Origin of the sequence: Paenibacillus sp. TCA20, from assembly GCF_000732325.1 — a bacterium.
In the GTDB taxonomy this organism is placed as follows: domain Bacteria; phylum Bacillota; class Bacilli; order Paenibacillales; family Paenibacillaceae; genus Paenibacillus; species Paenibacillus urinalis.
Window position 1 is genome coordinate 276,694 of record NZ_BBIW01000001.1, and the last position, 15,687, is coordinate 292,380.

The 15,687-nt window shown below is 48.1% G+C and carries 18 protein-coding genes; 4 read left to right on the forward strand and 14 right to left on the reverse strand.

Annotated elements, in window-relative coordinates:
* Positions 1-5 precede the first annotated feature (5 nt).
* The 14 genes from TCA2_RS01265 to wecB all read right to left on the reverse strand — a co-directional run bounded on the left by TCA2_RS01265 (position 6) and on the right by wecB (position 11,863).
* On the reverse strand, positions 6-314 hold the full coding sequence (locus tag TCA2_RS01265) for an EscU/YscU/HrcU family type III secretion system export apparatus switch protein (RefSeq protein WP_047909741.1): 309 nt from the start codon (positions 312-314) through the stop codon (positions 6-8).
* Entirely contained in the window at positions 311-2,347 is a 2,037-nt protein-coding gene (locus TCA2_RS01270; RefSeq protein WP_047909742.1) for a flagellar hook-length control protein FliK, read from the reverse strand. Before TCA2_RS01270 ends, TCA2_RS01265 begins: the two co-directional genes overlap by 4 nt.
* Before the next feature lie 367 nt (positions 2,348-2,714).
* Complete coding sequence (locus TCA2_RS01275; protein WP_081872140.1) at positions 2,715-3,392, reverse strand: ribonuclease HII; 678 nt, start codon at positions 3,390-3,392, stop codon at positions 2,715-2,717.
* 167 nt (positions 3,393-3,559) lie between these two features.
* Positions 3,560-4,423 (reverse strand): ribosome biogenesis GTPase YlqF, encoded by an 864-nt coding sequence (gene ylqF, locus TCA2_RS01280; protein ID WP_047909743.1) that lies wholly within the window; start codon positions 4,421-4,423, stop codon positions 3,560-3,562.
* Positions 4,424-4,539: 116 nt separating this feature from the next.
* A complete protein-coding gene (lepB, locus tag TCA2_RS01285) occupies positions 4,540-5,160 on the reverse strand; it encodes a signal peptidase I (RefSeq protein WP_047909744.1) in 621 nt (206 codons plus the stop codon).
* Positions 5,161-5,495: 335 nt separating this feature from the next.
* Positions 5,496-5,837, reverse strand: coding sequence for a 50S ribosomal protein L19 (gene rplS, locus TCA2_RS01290; protein WP_047909745.1), 342 nt, complete (start codon positions 5,835-5,837; stop codon positions 5,496-5,498).
* A 257-nt stretch (positions 5,838-6,094) separates the two neighbouring features.
* A complete protein-coding gene (trmD, locus tag TCA2_RS01295; RefSeq protein ID WP_047909746.1) occupies positions 6,095-6,895 on the reverse strand; it encodes a tRNA (guanosine(37)-N1)-methyltransferase TrmD in 801 nt (266 codons plus the stop codon).
* Entirely contained in the window at positions 6,895-7,404 is a 510-nt protein-coding gene (rimM, locus tag TCA2_RS01300; RefSeq protein ID WP_047909747.1) for a ribosome maturation factor RimM, read from the reverse strand. Before rimM ends, trmD begins: the two co-directional genes overlap by 1 nt.
* Positions 7,405-7,498: 94 nt before the next feature.
* Positions 7,499-7,729 carry a KH domain-containing protein gene (locus tag TCA2_RS01305; protein ID WP_047909748.1) on the reverse strand — a complete coding sequence of 77 codons (231 nt, stop codon included), beginning with the start codon at positions 7,727-7,729 and terminating at the stop codon, positions 7,499-7,501.
* Between the two features lie 26 nt (positions 7,730-7,755).
* Positions 7,756-8,028, reverse strand: coding sequence for a 30S ribosomal protein S16 (rpsP, locus tag TCA2_RS01310; protein WP_047909749.1), 273 nt, complete (start codon positions 8,026-8,028; stop codon positions 7,756-7,758).
* 43 nt (positions 8,029-8,071) lie between these two features.
* Entirely contained in the window at positions 8,072-9,445 is a 1,374-nt protein-coding gene (gene ffh, locus TCA2_RS01315) for a signal recognition particle protein (protein ID WP_047909750.1), read from the reverse strand.
* Between the two features lie 39 nt (positions 9,446-9,484).
* Complete coding sequence (locus TCA2_RS01320) at positions 9,485-9,841, reverse strand: putative DNA-binding protein (RefSeq protein ID WP_047909751.1); 357 nt, start codon at positions 9,839-9,841, stop codon at positions 9,485-9,487.
* A 157-nt stretch (positions 9,842-9,998) separates the two neighbouring features.
* Positions 9,999-10,649, reverse strand: coding sequence for a hemolysin III family protein (locus TCA2_RS01325; protein WP_047909752.1), 651 nt, complete (start codon positions 10,647-10,649; stop codon positions 9,999-10,001).
* A 98-nt stretch (positions 10,650-10,747) separates the two neighbouring features.
* On the reverse strand, positions 10,748-11,863 hold the full coding sequence (wecB, locus tag TCA2_RS01330) for a non-hydrolyzing UDP-N-acetylglucosamine 2-epimerase (protein WP_047909753.1): 1,116 nt from the start codon (positions 11,861-11,863) through the stop codon (positions 10,748-10,750).
* 215 nt (positions 11,864-12,078) lie between these two features.
* On the opposite strand from wecB, the gene TCA2_RS01335 reads away from it, so the two are divergent.
* From TCA2_RS01335 to TCA2_RS01350, 4 genes are read left to right on the forward strand one after another with little or no spacing between them, the layout of a single operon-like run.
* Positions 12,079-13,104, forward strand: coding sequence for a glycosyltransferase (locus tag TCA2_RS01335; RefSeq protein ID WP_047909754.1), 1,026 nt, complete (start codon positions 12,079-12,081; stop codon positions 13,102-13,104).
* On the forward strand, positions 13,097-14,332 hold the full coding sequence (locus TCA2_RS26460) for a glycosyltransferase family A protein (protein ID WP_081872142.1): 1,236 nt from the start codon (positions 13,097-13,099) through the stop codon (positions 14,330-14,332). Before TCA2_RS01335 ends, TCA2_RS26460 begins: the two co-directional genes overlap by 8 nt.
* Before the next feature lies 1 nt (position 14,333).
* A complete protein-coding gene (locus TCA2_RS01345; RefSeq protein WP_047909755.1) occupies positions 14,334-15,338 on the forward strand; it encodes a polysaccharide pyruvyl transferase family protein in 1,005 nt (334 codons plus the stop codon).
* Between the two features lie 25 nt (positions 15,339-15,363).
* Complete coding sequence (locus tag TCA2_RS01350) at positions 15,364-15,681, forward strand: hypothetical protein (RefSeq protein ID WP_047909756.1); 318 nt, start codon at positions 15,364-15,366, stop codon at positions 15,679-15,681.
* The last annotated feature ends 6 nt before the right edge of the window (positions 15,682-15,687 follow it).

Below are 15,687 nucleotides of genomic sequence, written 5' to 3' on the forward strand. Positions count from 1 at the left end.
GATGCCTACACCTCTTTTCTCTGGCCGGCGGATACAATCGCCTTCTGCTCGGCCTGATATACAAAGGTAAGCACCTCGGCTACAAGCTGATACAATTCAGGAGGAATTTGTTGATCCAGATCCAGCTTGGACAGCACCTCAACAAGCGCGGGGTCTTCTTGAATTGGGACGCCATTCTCCAGTGCCTTCTCCAGAATGGATTCGGCCAGCCTTCCGTCCCCTTTGGCGACTACAACGGGGGCTTCTGCTTCGCCCGGTACGTATTTGAGCGCAACTGCCTTCTTGCGTACAACACTTTCTTCTTCCTGCTTCATACTCGCATATCCACTCCTTTATATGATTCCGGGACATACGAAGCCATCTTACTTACAGCTGAGGATGAGGAACCTTGTACCTGCTCTGTTTGCTCAGGACGGTTCTCTACCACTTCCGACTTATATACGGATAACTGATAGCCGGTATTCCGCAGCGCACTGTCCACTTGTTCACGACCCAGCTCAAAAATTTGTGCAGCCATCTCATTATCTGTACGAATATGCAGACTGATCACCTTGCCTGATACCTGCATGTCGATCAGCGTGGGACCGAGCTGCTTCATGTTCAGGTCAAACCAGATCCGGCAATGGGAGGCATCCATTTCGCCGCGCGGTCCGCGGCGGGACTGGATCTGGACATTTGCCGTCGTCTGACCGTCCGCTCCGCTCAGAGGGATGAACCAGTTCATCTGGGCAAAAGGAGCGGTCCGGTCGGTGTTCATGAGCAGCTGATGCCCTGTGAGCAAGTGCACGAGCTGACCTGCGGTCTCTTTGAGACCGGCAGGAAGCTCTGGACTTGCTTCCATCTGCATCAGCACGCTCTTGAGCGTGTCCGCCTGCTCTGCCGCGGACACCTCTGCCTGCGCGGGTGCCAGCATCCCGCGCACCACCTGCTGCTCGTGCTCCGCACCGAGCAGCTTCAGCACACGCGCCACCCACGAGTCATCCCTCGTGGTGGCAGGCGTGTGCACTGCCGGTGCTGGCGCTGCATCAGCACCGTCCTGCTGCGGCTCGCCCTGCGCTGCCGCAGTCACACCGCTGCCGGCCGGCTCTGCTCCGGCCGGCCCCTGCGGCGCTGCTCGTAGCTGGGCAAGCAGTGCTGCGGCACGCAGCACAAGCTCGCCCCCGCCTGCTGCTGCGCCTCTCGCCTGGACAGGAGCTTCGCCACTGTCCCCCAAACTGCGATTGGCTGAAGTCGCCGTCCTCGGCTCTTCAGCCTCCCCCACAGGCAGGCTCGTTCCCCCGCCTGCCGCACCCCGGTCCGCTGCAGCCACCTGCACCTGGCTGCCCGTACGTACCCGGTGATCCTGGGCTGCCGGATCACTACCACCCAATTCTGCCTGCGGCATCCCGGCTACAGTAGAACCCGTAACCCCTGAACCCGCAGTGCGAATCGTATTGGACCCAGCGGCTGCAGGACCGGGTGCTGCCGTTGTCTTTCCATCTACTCCGTTTCCTTGAGTAGCCCTGGAATCTGCAGCCCCTGTCTTCATAGTCTCCATGAGCTCCGGTCCATCAGCTCCATCATTTGTACCTGTTAATCCGGCAGTACCCGCTGCTTTGTGAACATCTGCTGCCTGCTGGGCCATTCCGGTACTGGTTAGCCTGCTCCCCTCGCTTCCAGCATGTGTCCGGGCTTGTCTAAGCTCTTGTGAGCCCTCCATTTCTGCAGCCGTATCTGAAATGCTCCCTGGTACCTTACCACTCAATCCATCGCTTTTAGCTGCTTCAGTTAGTCTTGTATCCAGCTGACCGAGCATCTCATCTAATGCGGGCCCAAACATCGCATAATATAGTCCCGAGAGGGTAGAGCCTGACACGGGCAGTCCCCTCTGTATGGCAAGACTTGCCGAGGTGATCCACTCGATATCCCCTGCTGCAGCCGGCTTCATATTCATAAGGGATTGAACAAGCTTCACATTATCCTTCGTCAGCGGAATTCCACTCTGCTGCATTGCACTCAGGAGTGTTCTGTTTTCCTTCGTATCCAGCAGCTGAAGATTTGTCAGCAGATCTGCAAGTGTTGTAGTCGATACAGATCCAAGTGTACCTTGAAAAGGCTTCATCACCATCATTCCGTCCTTATTCTGTCCACCCACCTGAAGCAGCGCATTCTGCCCAGCTACAAGTGGAGTATCTAATGCCGCCCTCACCTGCACCCCTTTGATCTGAAGCACAGCTTCCTTCTGATCCGGTGATACCTGTATGACCTCAGCACGCACCACCATGCCTTCCTTCAGCTCGAGCGTCTTAGCACCGCTTTGAGGCTTGGGATCCCCAAGCATGCCCCTGATTGCTTGACCTATATTCAAATACCATCCACTCCTTTCCACAAACAATGAGATGCTATCTATATCAACACATATTTAATGAAATTGATTCACCTTATAATCTATTCATTTTATCGGTATAACGGGTGGGACACTGAAGAAGTCGTTGCTATTAAAAAAGCAGCACTGCTATTAAACACAGTACTGCACGAAAATAACTTAATTTACAATGCATATTCATCCCTCATATTGAACGAATAACATAAATCAAGACAGGTACATCAACAACGATTTTCTGCGATCTAGCATCCTATCAAGTTTATCTGCTAGAGTAAGCCACTACGATTAGATATAAACATTACTCAGACTCTGTACGTCTGCTGCCTCTTGCTGCACTGGACCCTGTCTGTTAGAACAAAGTAGGCTGCTCCTGCTCTCCTAATATTTTTCCGAGAAAGCTTCTGCGATGCAGCGGTGTAGGCCCCAGTGCGAGCAACTGCTCTCTGTGCAGCTTTGTTGCATATCCTTTATGTATAGCAATACCGTACTCAGGATACAGAGCATCCCACTCGCCTTTACACATCCGGTCTCTTGTTACCTTGGCAATGATAGATGCTGCACCAATCGATTGGCTGTTCGCGTCCCCTTTAATAATTGATAGTTGCGGCAGAGGTATATCTACGGTTTCTGCGTCCACGAGCAGATGATCCGGAGATGGAGTAAGTGCATGAACCGCCTGTTTCATCGCAAGCCGAGAAGCCTGCCTAATGTTAATCCGGTCAATAGTCTCCACATCGACGATCCCGATACCTACTGCGACAGCTTCCTTCATAATGATGTCAAATAACAATTCACGCTTCTTGTCGCTTAGCTTCTTGGAATCATTGACCCCTTCGAGCACTAACCCTTTTGGCAAAATGACGGCTGCGGCAACGACATCACCGAACAAGCAGCCTCTTCCTACTTCATCAATGCCTGCAATATATTCAGCTCCGCTGTCCCATGCTTCTCTTTCATATTTAAGCATATCCATCTCAGGCTCTTCGAACGTATCCGTCTCCTGTATGTTCAGATCCAATTCTTTCATTTGTTTTTTCCCCCTAACGGCACATCCCATAACCAATATCATAACATATGTATCAATAGGGTAGAAACATATAGAAGCTGGATAACACAGCAATCCCCTGCAGTACGCTGCAGGGGATTGGATTGCTTGCGATATTCTTATCTTGATGAGTTATAACATACCTTCATTTAAAAAGGAGATTCCAGACTGAATCGACCAAGCTTGCCGCCTCTCAGCTCTCTAAGCATCAAGGAGGATGCCTTCTCCAGATCAATTCGTCCCCCGCTCATGACAGCGCCGCGCTTGCGCCCGATCTCTTCCATAACGGCAACGATTTGATCTGGATCTTCCGAATCCTTTGGAGCTTCAGACAAGCCGTAACGCTCCTGCATTGCCGGCCAGTAATACTGAGCAAGATACTTGATCGCGAAGAAGGCGATGTCCTCCACGTTCAGTATCTCTTCCTTGATCGCACCGGTCACGGCCAGACGATAGCCCACATTCTGATCTTCGAACTTAGGCCACAGAATACCTGGGGTATCCAGGAGTTCAATTTCCTTACCTACTCTGATCCATTGCTGACCTTTGGTTACGCCTGGTCGATCACCGGTAGCCGCGATATTTCTGCCAGCCAAACGGTTGATCAATGTCGATTTGCCGACATTCGGAATGCCAACGATCAGTGCGCGAATCGCTCTCGGATTCATGCCTTTGGCAATTTGCCGATCGATCTTTTCCTTCAACAAGATCTTAGCAGTTGAGGGGATATCCTTAACCCCGGTACCTGTATTGGCATCGACTGCAAGTGCAGTATGCCCCTCTTCTTTAAAATATTTAATCCATTCTTCCGTTACCTTCGGATCAGCCAAATCTGACTTGTTCAGCAGAATCATTCTTGGCTTGTCCTGCAATATTTCATCAATCATCGGGTTACGGCTGGATAATGGAAGCCGTGCATCCACCAGTTCAATGACGACATCAATCAATTTCAGCTTCTCCTGAATTTGTCGACGGGCTCTCGTCATATGTCCTGGAAACCATTGTATGGTCATCGCAATTCACCTTCTTTTTCACAAACAGTTGGATCCATTTATATAATACCCTGAGGTGCTTCTATCATGAGTATCTACAGATCAAACCGGTATAGTTTGTCCTCAAAATTTCAAAATCAGTGATTAATCCATTCGATATCCTTCAGCGGCCAGAAAATAACGTCGGCACGTCCTACAATATCCTCAAGCGGCACATATCCAATCATGCGGCTGTCTGTACTGTTCCCACGGTTATCACCAAGGGCAAAAATATGACCTTCCGGCACTGTGCCGTCTGGGAAATACTCATTCGGGAAGTTATAAGTGTTATACTGTCCGCCATTCGCCTGTGCCTCTGCAATCGCTTCTTGCAGATAAGGCTCCTCTACAACTTCGCCGTTTACTCGCAAGGTATCTCCAGTGACTTCAACGGTGTCCCCTTCTACAGCAATGACCCGCTTAATGAAATCCCGGTTCTCAGAAGGGACATGGAAGACAACGACCTCTCCGCGTTCAGGCTGCCTGATATCATACAGAATCTGGTTCACAATGACTCTTTCCCCTGTATGAAAATTCGGCTGCATCGATGGTCCGTCAACAATAAAAGGCTTGAACAAGAAGAATCGGATAATAAACACAAGCACTAATGCAATTGCAATGGCTTTGATCCATTCCCAAATCTCGTTCTTTACTTTCTTTGACTTAGAATTCCCATTCTCCGGTGTATTCAATCGTTCATTCTGTACATCCTGCTCCATCGCTTGTCCTCACTTCCTCATCCATGTCATCGAAACGATGCATCTAGACATATTCTATGTATGAAATCTGGTTAGAGACATACCATCTGTTGTCAAGATCGTTTCCTCTGAAAATATTGTAAGAGAAATCTTAGCAGGATACAACTTCATCTCTCCGATCGGAGGGCGAGCGCTCCTCTATATCACATCAATAGATTATATTCTATATTGTTCATATTCACATGAGCTATGTTATTCCTGAATATAAGAACGTAAACCATCTTGAACGAACAATCATTTTTACATAAAAAAAGCGAAAAGGGCTTGTTTCCAAGCCCTTTCCGTTATTCGTTATATTAACGAATTTCTTTAATTCTCGCTGCTTTACCGCGAAGTTCACGAAGATAATAAAGCTTCGCACGACGCACTTTACCACGGCGAGCCACTTCGAGTTTATCGATTTTTGGGGAATGAAGCGGGAAAGTTCTTTCCACACCTACACCGTAAGAAATTTTACGAACTGTAAAAGTCTCACTGATTCCACCACCACGGCGTTTGATTACTACACCTTCGAACAACTGGATACGTTCGCGAGTTCCCTCGATAACCTTAACGTGCACTTTTACAGTGTCACCAGGACGAAAGTTCGGCAAATCTTTACGCAATTGTTCTTGTGTAATCGCTTGGACGATATTCATCTATGACTCCCTCCTTCCGTACAGGTGTTCATGTCTCTTCCGGATAACCTTCTGTTATCCATCATCATCCACAGCGGACCACCGTATTCCACACAACAGAAAAATTATAACATGTTATTACGAAGTAATGCAAGCATTAAGAACTTTTTTTCTCATAAAACCACTAGCGCATGGAGAATCATGTTGTTTGGTATCTGATTCAGCACCCTTGTTGTATTCAAAATGTAACAATCTAGCATATCCCCGGGCTTCTTCATCTACTCATCCCGTTTATGCTGATCCAGCCATGCTTTCTCCTTCTTCGTCAGCTCCACCTGCTCCAGCAGATCTGGGCGTCTGGTGAGTGTCCGAAGTAAGGACTGCTCTCTGCGCCAAGCATCAATGTTTTTGTGATGACCTGAGAGCAGGATATCCGGTACCTTGTGGCCTCTAAACTCCGCAGGTCTGGTATAGTGAGGGTACTCTAGCAAACCGGTGCTGAATGAATCTGTAACTGCACTTGTCTCGTTGCCCAGCACCCCTGGAAGCAGTCTTACCACACTGTCTATAACGACCATTGCAGGCAGCTCTCCACCTGTCAGCACATAATCTCCGGTCGAGATCTCGTCCGTGACGAGATGCTCTCGAATTCGCTCATCATAGCCTTCATAGTGACCACATATAAAGATGAGATGCTCTTCTTTGGACAGCTCCTCTGCCTTCTTCTGCGTAAAGGTCTCTCCTTGCGGACACATCAGAATGATGCGCGGCTGTTTGGCAGAAGAAGTCTCTGGCTGTGTCTCTTCAGCTGATTTTGCAGCAGCACTCGATTGGGCATCCTGATCCGCTTCGTTCAGCAAATCTTCTACTGCTGCAAAAATCGGCTCTGGCTTCAGCACCATTCCGCCGCCGCCGCCGTATGGCATGTCATCTACTTGCCCATGCTTGTTCCCCGCATATTCACGAAAATTCAGCGCATTCAAAGAAACAATTCCTTTGGCTTGGGCTTTCCCTAATATGCTGGTACCAAATACACCATGAAACATTTCCGGAAACAGGGTTAATACATCAACCTTCATTACACTAATCCTTCCATCAGGTGCACGGTTACCTTTTGATTCACAACATCAACATGCAATATGACATCGTCAATATAAGGAAGCAGAATCTCTTTGCCGTTATTTGCTTTGACCACCCAAACGTCATTCGCTCCTGGAGTCAGGATCTCTTTGATCGTGCCAAGTGCCTCGCCTTCATCAGTTACCACTTCGCAGCCGACAATTTGATGGAAGTAGAACTCGTCTTCGCTCAGCTCAGTTTGATACTCAGCAGACACTTTCAGCATCATGCCTTTATATTTTTCTACTTCATTGATGTTGGTGAAGTCGTTCAAACGCACGACAAACATATTTTTGTGAAGCCTTGCTGACTCTACCGTTACAGGTTGTTGTCCCTCCCCCGTATCAATAACCAGCTTGCTCCCTTTAGCAAAGCGCTCCTCCGGGAAATCGGTCAGCGGGAGTACCTTCAGCTCACCACGAATTCCGTGGGTATTTACGATCTTTCCTACATTAAAAAATTGTGACATAGGTCCTCCTGTATTTCAATTAGACAAGGCTAAGTTATATAAGCATGTACGAAAAAGGGCTAGGACATGCATCCTAACCCCCTTTCGTATATCTTTAAGATATGATATCGACGGTAACCCGTTTATCCATCTTAACTGCTGCAGATGTGACGACCGTTCGGAGTGCTTTCGCGATCCTCCCCTGCTTGCCGATCACTTTCCCCACATCCTCAGGATGCACGGTCAATTCATAGACAACAAGGCGATCCTTCTCCAGTGTCCGGACCGACACATCTTCCGGATGATCTACCAAAGCCTTCGCAATAACGCCGACTAATTGTTCCATAGATACCCTCCGTTATCAGCACCTAATTATTTCTGTTGTTTAAGCTCATGGAACTTCTTCATTACACCCGCTTTGCTAAGCAAGTTGCGAACTGTATCAGATGCTTGCGCACCATTTTGAAGCCATTTGAGTGCTTTATCTTCATCGATCTTAACCACTGCTGGTTGTTCAACCGGATTGTAGTAACCGATTTCCTCGATAAAACGGCCATCACGCGGGGAACGGGAATCCGATACAACCACACGATAGAAAGGCGCTTTATGAGCTCCCATACGTTTCAGACGAATACGAACTGCCACGAAAATTCACCTCCTTCAATAAAATATATATAATAAGCTCGGCTTAACGGAAAGGAAATTTCATTCCCTTACCGAGTCCTTTAAGCTGCTTCATTGCTTTCTTGTTGCCCTTCGGCCCCATCATACCGCTGAATTGCTTCATTACTTTACGCATTTCATCGAACTGCTTAATCAGACGATTAACTTCCGCAACGGTAGTACCGCTGCCTGCTGCAATCCGTTTACGGCGAGATGGATTGATGATCTCTGGATTCTGCTTCTCTTCTCTAGTCATGGAGAATACGATAGCTTCGATCCGGTTCATCTGCTTGTCATCGACTTTAAGATCCTTGGTCTGCTTCATATTGCTCATCCCAGGAATCATGTCCATGAGCTGATCAAGTGGTCCAAGCTTCTTGATCTGGTCCATTTGCTCGAGGAAATCTTCGAACGTGAACGATGCGGTCCGCATCTTCTGTTCCATTTCCTTCGCTTTGGCCGTATCAATGTTCGACTGGGCCTTCTCGATCAAGGACAGCATATCACCCATGCCCAAAATTCGGGAGGACATGCGTTCTGGATGGAAAGGTTCAAGTGCATCGAGCTTCTCACCCAGGGTGATAAATTTGATCGGGCACCCGGTCACTGCTTTAACGGAGAGGGCAGCACCACCGCGCGTATCTCCATCCAGCTTCGTAAGCACGACGCCGGTAAGCGATAGCTGCGTGTTAAAATGCTCTGCTACATTCACTGCATCCTGACCTGTCATTGCATCGACGACGAGAAGCACTTCATCCGGATTCACATTGCTGTGAATTAACCGAAGCTCCTCCATCAGCTCTTCATCCACATGGAGACGACCAGCCGTATCGATAATAACATAATCGTGACCGTTGTCCTTGGCATGCTGTAAGCCTTGCTTCGCAATCTCTACCGGGCTTGTCTTGTCACCTAAAGTGAATACCGGTGCCTTGAGCTGCTCTCCAAGCACCTGCAGCTGCTTGATCGCTGCCGGGCGGTAAATGTCGCCTGCCACAAGCAGCGGCTTTGCATTTTGCTTCTGTAACAGCTTCGCAAGCTTACCCGTGGTTGTCGTCTTACCAGCACCCTGCAACCCGACCATCATAATGACTGTCGGCGGTTTGTTTGCCTTAGCCAGCTTAGACTGGCTTCCGCCCATCAGCTCGGTCAGCTCTTTATTTACGATGTCAATGATGACCATGCCAGGCGTGAAGCTCTCCATCACTTCTTTACCGACGGCCTTCTCTTTGACTTTCGAAATAAATTGCTTGACGACCTTGAAGTTAACATCGGCTTCAAGCAAGGCAAGACGCACCTCTCGCATCGCTTCGTTAACGTCTTCCTCACTTACTTTCCCTTTACCGCGAAGCTTGCTGAATACATTGGTAAGTCGAGCTGTTAATCCTTCAAATGGCATAAACACACCTCCTAAAGTTCATATTGCGAAGGGTAATCCCTATTCCAGAACCTCCAGGTGGTTCATCATTTCATTCATTCTATGTTTGTCTTCACTCGTCATCCCGCTTGATTCAATCATGTCCTTAAGCTTCTCAAGATTCATAAGCCGTCGTTCATGCTTCGCAAGCAAGCCGAGTTTATCCTCATACATTTCAAGTACCTGCTCTGCACGCTTAATGTGCTCGTAAACCGCTTGTCGACTAATCTCAAATTCGGAGGCAATCTCTCCCAAGGAGAAATCATCATGAAAATAATACTTCAGAAAAGTCTGCTGCTTCTCAGTTAACAGGTTTTCATAAAAATCAAACAGTAAGTTGATTCGATTCGTCTTCTCAAGCCGATTCTCCTGACTCATCTTGAGGGACACTCCCTTCGTCAAGGAAAAACACTTTACACTCATTAACGTTCTCTATCTTACAAAAAACAAAAGAAGATGTCAAGCATAAATCCTTGTCATCTTCTCAATGATTTTATTTTTGAGATCTACAGCCACATATTAGATTACTTAGCATCTATAATCTGATTGGTGTCAGATAAATAATGACGGCAAAGAAATGCAGCACACTGCCTGCCAGAACGAATAAATGCCAAATGGCATGATGAAACGGAAAGCCGCGCCATACATAGAAGATCGTACCCAGCGTATAGCAAAGTCCTCCGGCAACAAGAAGAGCTATTCCTCCAGAAGGAATTGCGGCGGTTAATGGAGCCCACGCAATGACGATCAGCCAGCCCATCGCGATGTAGAACAAGGTAGACATGAACAGAAACCGCTTAGTGAAGAACGCCTTGAACGCTACACCGAACAAGGCAATTCCCCATATGATTCCAAACAGGGTCCAGCCGAGTGTACCGCGAATCGCGACCAGCAAGAATGGAGTATATGTTCCTGCTATAAATAAGTAGATGGAGGAGTGATCAAAAATTTCAAATAGATCTTTCGCTCTGCCATCCTTCAGAGCATGTACGAAGGTAGAGCTGATGTACAAGAGCAGCATGGACACTCCATAAACCGTAAAGCTGACAACATGCCAAGCTGTTCCATTCACACTTGCGGCAACAATAAGAAGTACGAGCGCTGCAACACTGAGGAGAGCCCCTATTCCATGGGTGATGGCATTTGCGACTTCCTCTCTCCGAGTATAGGTATAGGTGTTAGCCATAGAATCCATCCTTTCAACATCCGCTGCCTGCTATTTTTGCAGAACCGAAATCTTTCTACATATTATACTACGTTCACGGCTAATGTTCATCTTTAGCGTCAATCTGCAAAATACTTCAATATAATGGATGCAATTCGATCTGAAGCATGACCATCACCATAAGGATTGGCAGCCCTTGTCATGCGCTGATATCTTTTTCCTCCTGACAACAACAGCTCGATCTCCTTCTTGACCTTTTCATACTCTGTCCCTACACAGCGAAGCGTACCTGCCTTGACACCTTCCGGCCGCTCCGTCTTGTCACGAAGGACGAGTACGGGCTTGCCGAGCGAAGGTGCCTCCTCCTGGATCCCCCCTGAATCGGTCAGAATAACATAAGCATGATTCATCATATTATGCATGTCGCTCACATCAAGCGGCTCAATCAAATGAATGCGTTCCGTTCCGTCGAGCATCTCGAGTGCCAGGTCCTTTACTGCTGGATTGGGGTGTACCGGATAAATTAACTCAAGTGTCCGATCCTGCTCAATGATCTCTCTAACCGCCTGAAACACCTGTTTCATCGGACTGCCCCAGTTCTCTCTCCGATGCATGGTCATGAATATCTTTCTAGTTCCAGGATGCAGCTTCGATAACAGTGGATGGTCGAACTCTTTCTTGATCGTCCAGCGCAGAGCATCAATGGATGTGTTGCCTGTCACGTAAACATGCTCTTTCCGGTGCTCGCTTGCGAGCCTTTTGGCAGCTGTAGTGGTAGGTGCAAAGTGCAGATCTGCAACACGGCCTATGAATTCCCTGTTCATTTCTTCCGGAAAGGGCGCATATTTGTCATACGTCCGCAGTCCAGCTTCGACATGACCAATCGGGATTTGAGCATAGTATGCACAGAGTGCAGCTGAAAAAGCCGTAGACGTATCACCATGGACGAGCACAAGGTCGTATTTCTCGGCCTTCATTACAGGCTCAAGCGATTCTATTAAACGGGCGGTCAAGCCGTACAATGTCTGCGCCTCCCGCATCACTTTCAATTCAATATGCGGTACGATATCAAATGCTTTCAATACTTGAGCCAACATCTCCTCATGCTGCCCGGTAACACACACAATAGGCTCGATGTCAGGTGCCGCCTCTAGTGTTTTTACTATGGGCGCCATTTTGATAGCTTCAGGTCTCGTTCCGAACACAACAAGTACCCTGATTCGATGTTCCTCCATGTGATCAGGACTCCCCCTCTATTTAGCTTAATAGATAAGCTGAACAATTACTTCAACCCTTATCTATATATGAGAGAATCTCTCCATCTCGTAACGGCACTCTATGAAAAAGGTCCTTAAACTATTTATTTCTGTAAGGGACAACTGCCGGTTTCTATTAATCTATCAATGCATAACCTGTAATTAGAGTGACGACTAAGGAGGTTATCCATCACATGGCAGTTATCATCTATCCTAAGACGATGAACTGGAAGTTTATGCGGCAGCGACCGCAGCAGCTGATGACGGAGCTTGGAGCTAGAGGACACCATGTGTTCTTCGAGAACCTTGCACCTATGAACAGTCAGCTGGATGAAGTAGAGCCTGGCGTACATTTATTTACGGACCACCATTCGTTTGTTAAGAGACATCTGGACAAATTAAGAAAAGAGCATCCCGTTGTTGTCTGGACGACCTGGGCTAAGCAGAGAACAAGACTTGCATCGATCTATCGGCCGGATGCCGTTATCTATGATTGCTGTGACGAGTTTCCGCATTGGGCAAAATACGAGCATCGGATGGTTGAATCTGCCGATCATCTGGTCGCAACCGCTGAAACGATCCGAACACGTCTGTCACTAGCCTACCCCGACAAACCCATTACCCTCATCCCTAATGCGGCTGATGCCAGCATGTTTGATACGCCTGCCGTTCAGAGACCTCATGATCTTCCTGCAGGTCCAACGGTCGCCTATATTGGCGCTTGGGCTTATTGGGTCGATCATGCATTGTTTGCGAAGGCAGCAGAGCAATATCCGAATGTACAATTTGTCTCTATTGGTGCGCCCTACGGAGACATCCCGGGCTATGGTACCCTGCCGAACGTACACATTCTGGGAGAGAAGCCGCATAGTGAGCTGAAAAAGTATTTGCAGCATATCGATGTTGCGGTCATTCCTTTCCTATATCACCCGATCACCCTTGCCACTAATCCCGTGAAGGCGTACGAATACATGGCTACTGGAGTCAAGGTCCTCTCTACCGCACTACCGGAATGTATTCGGATGGAGCCGTATGTTACTACGGCAACGACTCACGAGGATTTTATTGGCAAGCTGGGTCAAATGCTATTTGAACAGGAGGATCCTGCAGCAAAATTAGCTCGAATTGCCTATGCAAGAGAGAATACTTGGGTTCAGCGCGGAGAAGCAGCAGATGAAGTGATACGCAAAACCCTTCAGCGCAAAGGATTACATGAATAGCGAATATACCGTCTACCTTACGGGCGCAGCCTTCTGCAAACGAACAGCCGCATATAACAACAACCCTCTCTATTTATATCAATCAATTCGTGACCAGCTATTAAATTGCTCTGCACATTGGCTCGTATGGTCTCCCACTGCTCTTCATTTATCCGATTATGCCAAGCAGCGGCTTGAAGCCGAGCTGCATGCTCTATCTCCCGATACCCATTGTGTCGTTTGCCCAGGGGACCGCTTTATTTTCCGGAAGGAATGCTTCAATTTTTCAAATATAGGTCATGTACGATCTTTGCCCTCCGCCTTCTGGCTGGGCTGGGAACTGCACGCCCGCTGCTCGTCGTTGAATCGTATAACCTGCCTATCTGAAGCACTTCAGCCTCTGTTCCTGCCTTCCAAGCAGCAGCATAGGAATTATGTTCTCGCCACTCCTCCTGAGGTTAGCAACTGCAGCGATAAAAGTTCCCGTCATCCCATCCTTTCGGTATTACGACGCTCCACCGTTCCCGCTTCTCATTCAATGACCTCGCTCGATCAATCACCTCTCATAACCGTCATGCTTAGTGTATTCAACATGGGCAAAACCGTAGAGTGGGCAATCCGTTCCGTGCTTGCACAGACCTACCTGAACTGGGAGCTCCTCATCGGTAACGACGCTTCAACGGACAATACTGCCGAGCTTATTGAACATTTCACGATGGATTCACGTGTTCGCGTCATCCACTCTTATACAAATAAAGGCAAGGCAGTGATGATGAATCTTCTGCTGGAGCAAGCAAACGGAAAATATGTGCTGGAGCTGGATGGTGACGACTGGCTTGCGACAAACGCTCTTGAAGCACTGCTAACCGTCAGTTCACTCCATCCAGACTCAGGACTCGCAACAGGTGGATGCGGGGTATGGCGGCGCAGTAAACATGGTGATTTGTATTACCGGAGTACGGACTATTTTGACGGAAATTTGGAATCTGCCAATCATGCTCACCCTCCTGTTCCCCGCATGTATAACATGCAGGCACTTCAGCGAGTTGGCGGATGGACTGTGCTGCCCGGGCTTTATGGAAGAATATTCGAGGATATTGTTCTCTGCCAAAAAATACTCAAGCAGTATTCGTTTGTACTGACAGACGAGATCGTATATCACCGGGTCATTCATCCGAGAAGCATCAGTCAGCAGCATTTGCCGCTCTATCCTGAGTGGAAGGAACATTTGGAGAAGGAGGTGAAATGATATGAAAATTGCAGCTAGCGGATATTACGGCATGGGCAATTTTGGAGACGATCTGTTTCTCAAAACGTTGCAGCAGGCTTTTAGCAAGCATACCCTTTTTCCTTGGAGTGGTTACATGGATCCTGCAAAGGTGGATGCCGTTATCATCGGCGGCGGAGATCTGATTACTCCCTACAAATTTAGCAGCTACTATTTCCCAGCTGCCTTAGCCGAGCATCCCATGTGGCTGTATGGGGTCGGGATCGTGGATTCGTATCCTCCTGAAACGTGGCCGGCGGATCAAGTTGAGCTCCACAAGCAGTACATTCAGAAGGCAAGACGCGCCATTTTCAGAGATCAAAAATCACAAGAGCTGGCCACGATCGCGAGGCTTCATTCGAAGCCTGAAACGGCACAGGACATGGTCTTCGCCTACCAACAGCACCCTTTTCCCGTGAAACGATTCTCTGTTCGCAAAACGATCGGAGTGTGTCTGTTCTCCTACCCTTCTTTTCCAATGGAATCCATGGTTCAACTGCTGCTTAAGCTAAGCACAGAGGGCTTCCATATCGTACTCATCCCTGTCATTAACCATCCTTCGAACAGCTTCTCGGATTACAGCACTTGCAAGCTGCTTGAACAAAAAATGAAGGAGATTGACAGTGCCGCATCGGTTCAGACGCTATCTCTCTTACTGGAAACAGACATCACCTATAACGTGATTCAGTCCATGGATTACCTGATCAGCTACAAGCTACATCCCACTCTCGTGGCACTACGGGCAGGTGTACCTGTACTTGCCTTCAGTAAGATGGGAAAGGTGAAGCATCTGCTGTCACGCTTCCATCTGAATCATTACTATTGCGATTACGCACAGCCCTTTGAAGTCTATGAGGATATCATTAACCGATTTATTAAGAACGGTCCTGAGGAAGTTAGAGCTGCACTGCCGCTTATTCGTCAGGCCGAGCATGAGAGCTATTCCGAGCTGACCCAGCTCGTGTCGGAAATAGAGTCACTAGAATAGATAACATCAAGGAGGTCATGCAGCGATGTGTTTCTTTTTTCACTCCCGTCTATGGGCAAGAATCAAGCAGTTGGAAGTCCAGCAGGCATTATTGATGGAAAGAGTTGATATGTTAAATGCCCGCATCGAACAATTGGAAACCGAGGTCCGGTCTGGAATTGTCGTGAATCCACAGCTCCAGCAATTTCTGGAGAGTAAAATCGGGCAAAACATCAGCATCAGCACCAGCAGCGTTACTGTTCTTGGTACAGTGCTTGCGGTTGGTGAGGACGCGGTTGAGATTCGCGAAACGAGCGGTGACATCGTCATCATTCCATTTTCCCAAATATCGGTTGCTCAATAAAATAGC

Excerpts from the sequence above, each read along its gene's own strand:
- TCA2_RS01265 (WP_047909741.1), bottom strand. The coding sequence starts at position 314 with ATGAAGCAGGAAGAAGAAAGTGTTGTACGCAAGAAGGCAGTTGCGCTC.
- TCA2_RS01275 (WP_081872140.1), bottom strand. The coding sequence starts at position 3,392 with ATGAAAGAATTGGATCTGAACATACAGGAGACGGATACGTTCGAAGAG.
- ylqF (WP_047909743.1), bottom strand. The coding sequence starts at position 4,423 with ATGACCATACAATGGTTTCCAGGACATATGACGAGAGCCCGTCGACAA.
- lepB (WP_047909744.1), bottom strand. The coding sequence starts at position 5,160 with ATGGAGCAGGATGTACAGAATGAACGATTGAATACACCGGAGAATGGG.
- rplS (WP_047909745.1), bottom strand. The coding sequence starts at position 5,837 with ATGAATATCGTCCAAGCGATTACACAAGAACAATTGCGTAAAGATTTG.
- trmD (WP_047909746.1), bottom strand. The coding sequence starts at position 6,895 with ATGAAGGTTGATGTATTAACCCTGTTTCCGGAAATGTTTCATGGTGTA.
- rimM (WP_047909747.1), bottom strand. The coding sequence starts at position 7,404 with ATGTCACAATTTTTTAATGTAGGAAAGATCGTAAATACCCACGGAATT.
- TCA2_RS01305 (WP_047909748.1), bottom strand. The coding sequence starts at position 7,729 with ATGGAACAATTAGTCGGCGTTATTGCGAAGGCTTTGGTAGATCATCCG.
- ffh (WP_047909750.1), bottom strand. The coding sequence starts at position 9,445 with ATGCCATTTGAAGGATTAACAGCTCGACTTACCAATGTATTCAGCAAG.
- TCA2_RS01320 (WP_047909751.1), bottom strand. The coding sequence starts at position 9,841 with ATGAGTCAGGAGAATCGGCTTGAGAAGACGAATCGAATCAACTTACTG.
- TCA2_RS01325 (WP_047909752.1), bottom strand. The coding sequence starts at position 10,649 with ATGGCTAACACCTATACCTATACTCGGAGAGAGGAAGTCGCAAATGCC.
- wecB (WP_047909753.1), bottom strand. The coding sequence starts at position 11,863 with ATGGAGGAACATCGAATCAGGGTACTTGTTGTGTTCGGAACGAGACCT.
- TCA2_RS01335 (WP_047909754.1), top strand. The coding sequence starts at position 12,079 with ATGGCAGTTATCATCTATCCTAAGACGATGAACTGGAAGTTTATGCGG.
- TCA2_RS26460 (WP_081872142.1), top strand. The coding sequence starts at position 13,097 with ATGAATAGCGAATATACCGTCTACCTTACGGGCGCAGCCTTCTGCAAA.
- TCA2_RS01345 (WP_047909755.1), top strand. The coding sequence starts at position 14,334 with ATGAAAATTGCAGCTAGCGGATATTACGGCATGGGCAATTTTGGAGAC.
- TCA2_RS01350 (WP_047909756.1), top strand. The coding sequence starts at position 15,364 with ATGTGTTTCTTTTTTCACTCCCGTCTATGGGCAAGAATCAAGCAGTTG.